We start from the raw sequence: 6,207 nt of genomic DNA on the forward strand, positions 1-6,207 counted from the left end.
TGGGAACTCTATGAAATGGATCGGGGTATTCGGAATCAGTTGTTGCAGCTTTGTACAGAAAGGTTTGGGCAGTCTCGACTGGAAGAATTATCTCGGTTTTTGGTCAGTTATATTGATTCTCAAGTTAATCGTGGGGAGTCTGTATCCAGTATTTGGCAGGGTCAAAGATGGACTGCTTTAGCTTATACTCGCCCGGAATTGGCTGCCCGTCAGTTGGCGGAGTCTTTGCAGGAAGCTTATGGACGGGATGATAAAGCGGAGTTGGTGAGGTTGTCGTCTTTGATGGAAACTTTGGCAGAACCTTTGAGAGAATATGAACCTTTGTTAGTGATGTTAGGGCAGGGGTATGGTGGTTATGCGCGGGGTGATGTTGCTGGAGTTGAGAATGTGAGGAGAGAGTTGGGAAAGAGTGAGGTTGATGTAGGTGGTGTGTTGTTGAGGTTTCCTGTTGCGTTGCCTTTACAGACTTTTTCCTTTGAGGTGGTGACGGTTAATAGGAGAGGTGAAGAAATTAATCGTGTTTGGAAGGAGGCTAAATTTTTTACTGAAGATTTGGGTAATGGTGTGATTTTGGAAATGGTGGCTATTCCTGGGGGAACATTTATTATGGGATCTCCAGAAAGTGAAGAAGGAAGACTTGATCAAGAAAGTCCCCAACATGAAATTACTTTGCAACCTTTTTATATGAGTAAATATCCCATTACTCAAGAGCAATATCAAGCCATTATCGGTGAAAATCCCTCTCACTTTAAAGGAAGAAACCGCCCTGTAGAAATGGTAACATGGCACAATGCCACAGAGTTTTGTCAACAGCTATCCAAAAAAACTAGGAAAAATTACAGACTGCCGAGTGAGAGTCAATGGGAATATGCTTGTCGAGCAGGAACAACTACACCGTTTTATTTTGGAGAAACTATTACTACTGATTTAGTGAACTATAATGGCTACGATACTTATGGCAATGCACCTCAAGGTAGATACCGAGAACAGACTACCGATGTAGGAAGTTTTCCTCCTAATGCTTTTGGTCTATTTGATCTGCACGGCAATGTATGGGAATGGTGTCACGATATTTGGCATGATAACTATGAAGGTGTACCTAATGATGGCAGAGCTTGGATTGATAGTAATGAAGGAGAAAAAATCAATAATGAAAATGATTTAGATTCTCACAGTAATGATGAAAAAGAACTGTATTCTGTGCTGCGGGGTGGTTCCTGGGGCGATTTTTTTATGAGCTGCCGTTCAGCTATCCGCAGCTACAGCGTTAGGCGTGGCTACCGTCACAACTATCACGGTATTCGAGTAGTCGTCTGTAGTTCTATTGAGTTTCTAACTAATTATGGTGACTCTACTCCTAATATTCAACAGAGACAAAAACCAATTATTTTACCAAACAATAATTTAGAGAATCTATTATTAAAGCCTTCTGGTACTTCCCAAGCAAAATTACCTCTGAAAACTTTTTCATTTGAGGTTGTTAAGGTTAATAGGAGAGGTGAAGAAATAAACCGTGTTTGGAGAGAAGCAGAATTTTTTACTGAAGATTTGGGTAATGGTGTGATTTTGGAAATGGTAGCTATTCCTGGGGGTAGTTTTATTATGGGTTCACCGGAGAATGAAGCTCAAAGACGTGATACAGAAAGTCCCCAACATGAAATTACTTTGCAACCTTTTTATATGAGTAAATATCCCATTACTCAAGAGCAATATCAAGCCATTATCGGTGAAAATCCCTCTCACTTTAAAGGAAGAAACCGCCCTGTAGAAATGGTAACATGGCACAATGCCACAGAGTTTTGTCAACAGATATCCAAAAAAACAGGGAAAAATTACAGACTGCCGAGTGAGAGTCAATGGGAATATGCTTGTCGAGCAGGAACAACTACACCGTTTTATTTTGGAGAAACTATTACTACTGACTTAGTGAACTATAATGGCAATTATACTTATGGTAATGCCTCTAGAGGTAAATACCGAGAACAGACTACCGATGTAGGAAGTTTTCCTCCTAATGCTTTTGGTTTGTACGATATGCACGGGAATGTCTGGGAGTTGTGTGCTAATCTGGGAATTTTTCCTTCCTATGCTGATATGCACGGCAATGTCTGGGAGTGGTGGCTAGATATTTGGCATCATAATGAAAATAATCTAGATTCTCAAGGTAATGAAGAAGAAGAACTGTATCCCTTGCTGAGGGGCGGTTCCTGGTTCAACGATCCTGATTTATGCCGTTCCGCTTTCCGCGACTACATCAATAGGCGCGACCTCTGTTACAACAATTACGGTTTTCGTGTTGTCTGTAGTTCTGGCGCTCTAATTAATCAGGGTGCCTCTATTCCAAATACTCAACAGAGACAACAACCTATTATTTTACCTACCACTAAACCAGAATCTATTATTACTCCCCAACCAAAATTACCTCTGAAAACTTTTTCATTCGAGGTGATCACAGTTAATAACAGAGGGGAAAAAATTAATCGTGTTCGCAAACAAGCCGAATATTTTACAGAAGACTTAGGTAAAGGTTTGATCTTGGAAATGGTGGCTATTCCTGGTGGAACATTTATGATGGGTTCGCCGGAGGATGAAGCAGGAAGGCGTGATACAGAAAGTCCTCAGCATGGAGTTAGTCTCCAACCCTTTTATATGAGTAAATATCCTATTACTCAAAACCAATATCAAGCTATTATGGGAAAAAATCCCTCTTACTTTAAAGGAGGAAAACGTCCTGTAGAAAGGGTTACATGGTACAACGCCACAGAATTTTGTCAAAAGCTATCCCAGAAAACCACTAAAATCTATAAACTACCAAGTGAGAGTCAGTGGGAATACGCCTGTCGAGCAGGAACAACCACACCATTTTATTTTGGAGAAACTATTACTACTGATTTAGTTAACTATAATGGTAACTATACCTATGCCAATGCACCTAAAGGTAAATATCGGAAACAGACAACTGATGTGGGAAGTTTTTCTCCTAATGCTTTTGGTTTATATGATATGCACGGTAATGTCTGGGAGTGGTGTGCAGATGACTGGCATGATAATTACGAAGATGTTCCCACTGATGGAACTGCTTGGGTTAATAGTCATGATTTCCAAAATATCAATAATGAAAAAGAGCTGTATCCTTTGCTGCGAGGAGGATCGTGGTACGATAACCCTTATGTCTGCCGTTCTGCTATTCGCGGTGGCAGCGATAGGCAAGCCTCCCACGTCTACATTTTTGGTTTCCGTATTGTCTGTACTTGTATAAACCTAACCTTACAGGATGACTCTACTCCTAATATTTAACTTTAACCAAAATAACAAAAAATTATTCTACCAAGCACTAAACCAGAACCTATTATTATTCCCCAACCAAAATTACCTCTGAAAACTTTTTCATTTGAGGTAATCACAGTTAATAACAGAGGTGAGGAAATTAATCGCGTTCCCAAACAAGCTCAATATTTTACAGAAGATTTGGGTAATGGTGTGATTTTGGAAATGGTTTATATTCCTGGAGGGAGTTTTATTATGGGTTCGCCAGAAAGTGAAAAACGAAGATTTCACACAGAAAGTCCCCAACATCAAGTTATTCTCCAACCTTTTTATATGAGTAAATACCCCATTACTCAAGACCAATATCTTGCTATTATGGGTAAAAATCCCTCTTACTTTAAAGGAGGAAACCGCCCATTTGAAAATGGTATTACTTCCAGAGATTTTCCGACTCCCTGCTCTCTGTTTCCTGTTCTTTGTTCTTTGTTCTCTGTTCCCCATTACCTTCTTAAAATGAAAAATTCCCCAAACATTAATCCGAATCAAAACCCAGAAAAACAACCACAAATGCTTAACCCTAATGGTGCAAAAATCATTCTCGGTACACCATCCTCAGATTCCCTAGTTGTACCACTCGCACCTAGTCCAACTACAATGTTCGGACCCCGTGGAGCTTGCTTAATCTCAGAAACAGGACCTCTGTGGGTTGCTGATACCGGACATCATCGATTATTGGGATGGCGAAAATTTCCCGAAATTGACACGCAACCTGCTGACTGGGTTATCGGACAATCTGACTTTTCTCAAGAAGGGCAAAATGCCAATGGTACAACCACCGCAGCAACAGTAAGCGTCCCCACTGGTATCTGTGCTTGTGGAGAAGGGTTAGCAGTAGCTGATGCTTGGAATCATCGGGTATTAATTTGGAAGCAGTTACCCGAAGATAATAATGTTCCTGCCGATATCGTTTTAGGTCAGGCAGATTTTTCTCAAAATGAATCTAACCGGGGTCAACCAGAAACTGCTGCGGACCGAATGCACTGGCCTTATGGTGTCGTCTACCATCAAGGAAAACTCTGGGTAGCAGATACGGGCAACCGTCGGGTGTTGATGTGGCATCAGTTGCCAGAGGTTAATGGACAACCTGCCGATCTCGTTTTGGGGCAGGCAAATATGAGTTTTCGGGATGAAAATGGAGGGAGTGAAGCGACGGCAGCGAGTATGCGTTGGCCTCATGCAATTACTTTTTGGGGCAATAATGTTCCGCAACAGTATGGCGATCGCTTGATTGTGACTGATGCTGGAAATAATCGGGTAATGATTTGGGATGCCATCCCTACTGAGAATAATCAACCTTGTTCTGTAGTTCTCGGTCAATCTCAATTTAATACAGTACAGTTAAATCAGGGAGTTTATTTTCCTTCTGCTGCTAGTTTGAGTATGCCTTATGGTGTAGCTGCGGTTGCTAATTGGTTGATTGTTGCTGATACCGCTAATTCTCGGTTATTGGGTTGGCGGGATACTGTGGATATTGGCACTCCGGCAGTTGCATTAATTGGTCAGTCAGATTTTCAGAGTAAGGGTGAAAATGCTTTGAGTTTGTATCCGACTCGCCAAAGTTTGTGTTGGCCTTATGGGATTTCGGTTTGTGGCAATACTGCTGTTATTGCTGACTCTGGTAATAATCGAGTATTGTTGTGGTCTCTGAATCAGGACTTACGCAAAGACACTATATATAGTACATACTAAATCAGAGCGATATTCAACTGTAATTCTGCGCGATCGCTTAACTATCTATTCAAAAAGCTTCAGTTATTTAGAGTTAAATGAGTTTCATTTTATTTGAATTCTTTTACCTGATATTTTTTCTAATTCATTCCAACTTAATTATCCAATATTTTGATCTTTCTCGATTGCGACCAGTATCATCTACTAGATGATTTCTTTTTAAGAGACAGTAATAAAATTTTCCGCTTGTTATCTACCAATGCCATTAATCTTTGTGTTCCATACCAACTATCCATTAAGACAGTTTTATTGTGATCGTATTTTTCTCACTTAATGATATTACAAATGACTGTTTAAGATTTTTTTATTAAGTCTAAATACTTACTCCTGTTTTTTGGTTTTTACATACTGCATTTTGTAGCACCAAATGTGGGTTTATAAATAAACGGTAAAGCCTTTTTTATCTTTTTATTTTGGGTTTAATACCCCGCCATCTACACGGTATTGACAATTGGTTGAGGTTATAATACCAAGCGTGAAAAAATAATGTTACGAATAGTCAGAGGAATAAAAAGACAAATGCAGGATATGTCCTTTGACAAAGCGGTCGTTAGCGCAGCTTCCCGTAGGGTGGGATGGCGTACTTCGGAGCGGGTCTGCACTCTTCGGGTCTCCTCGCCATATCCAATCGACCAAGAGAGCGGTGCGACCCCGCGACGACGCCAGTCGCACCTGGTAGCGCACCAAGAGAAAAGAATTATTTCCGACCTGAAAAATGGTATTGAAGCTATTAATTCTGACTCAGTCCTCCTAACTTCCCCTCCTGGGAGGGGGAGGGGCGAGGGGTGGGTTGACTCCTCAGAAATATCCTAGCTATTTGTAGCAAATATTTATTAATTTGGTATAAGACACGAAGTAGCTTGTCGAAGACTTTCCCCATCCACTTTTTCCTTCTTTCTTCTTCAAGGATGATTATTTATCTGTAGGCCAAACTCCAGAAAAGATATTTTTCACCGCAATTGAAATTCGTTCAATATCTTCTTTTAAAAGTGGCGGCCACATTACTCCTTTTCGTCTACCAGCTTCAAATAATTTTAGACTTTCTATTGCTAATAAATATAATCCGGCAACTAATTCTCGGTCTAGAAGAGGATCTCCTTGCAACATTTCAAAAGAGATTTTTAGAGCTAACAAAATATTAGTTGCTTGGCC

Annotated in this window: 3 protein-coding genes and 2 pseudogenes; 2 read left to right on the forward strand and 3 right to left on the reverse strand. The window is 40.4% G+C overall.

The annotated features are described in order from the left end of the window. Positions 1-330 precede the first annotated feature (330 nt). Together F6K13_RS13925 and F6K13_RS13930 are read left to right on the forward strand one after the other, a co-directional pair. Positions 331-3,297, forward strand: coding sequence for a formylglycine-generating enzyme family protein (locus F6K13_RS13925; RefSeq protein WP_375340663.1), 2,967 nt, complete (start codon positions 331-333; stop codon positions 3,295-3,297). A gap of 171 nt (positions 3,298-3,468) precedes the next feature. Continuing rightward, on the forward strand, positions 3,469-5,016 hold the full coding sequence (locus F6K13_RS13930; protein ID WP_124143312.1) for an SUMF1/EgtB/PvdO family nonheme iron enzyme: 1,548 nt from the start codon (positions 3,469-3,471) through the stop codon (positions 5,014-5,016). A gap of 141 nt (positions 5,017-5,157) precedes the next feature. On the opposite strand, the pseudogene F6K13_RS35805 reads toward F6K13_RS13930, so the two are convergent. The 3 genes and pseudogenes from F6K13_RS35805 to F6K13_RS13940 all read right to left on the reverse strand — a co-directional run. Further along, a pseudogene (locus F6K13_RS35805) lies at positions 5,158-5,297 on the reverse strand (IS701 family transposase); the annotation flags it as partial. Positions 5,298-5,785: 488 nt separating this feature from the next. Beyond that, positions 5,786-5,935: a hypothetical protein gene (locus tag F6K13_RS13935; protein ID WP_161564333.1), complete on the reverse strand. Its 150-nt coding sequence runs from the start codon at positions 5,933-5,935 to the stop codon at positions 5,786-5,788. 32 nt (positions 5,936-5,967) lie between these two features. After that, positions 5,968-6,207 (reverse strand): annotated as a pseudogene (locus F6K13_RS13940) (Dethiobiotin synthetase); the annotation flags it as partial.

The sequence above is a fragment of the Okeania sp. SIO2B9 genome, from assembly GCF_010672505.1.
Classification (GTDB): Bacteria; Cyanobacteriota; Cyanobacteriia; order Cyanobacteriales; family Microcoleaceae; genus Okeania; species Okeania hirsuta.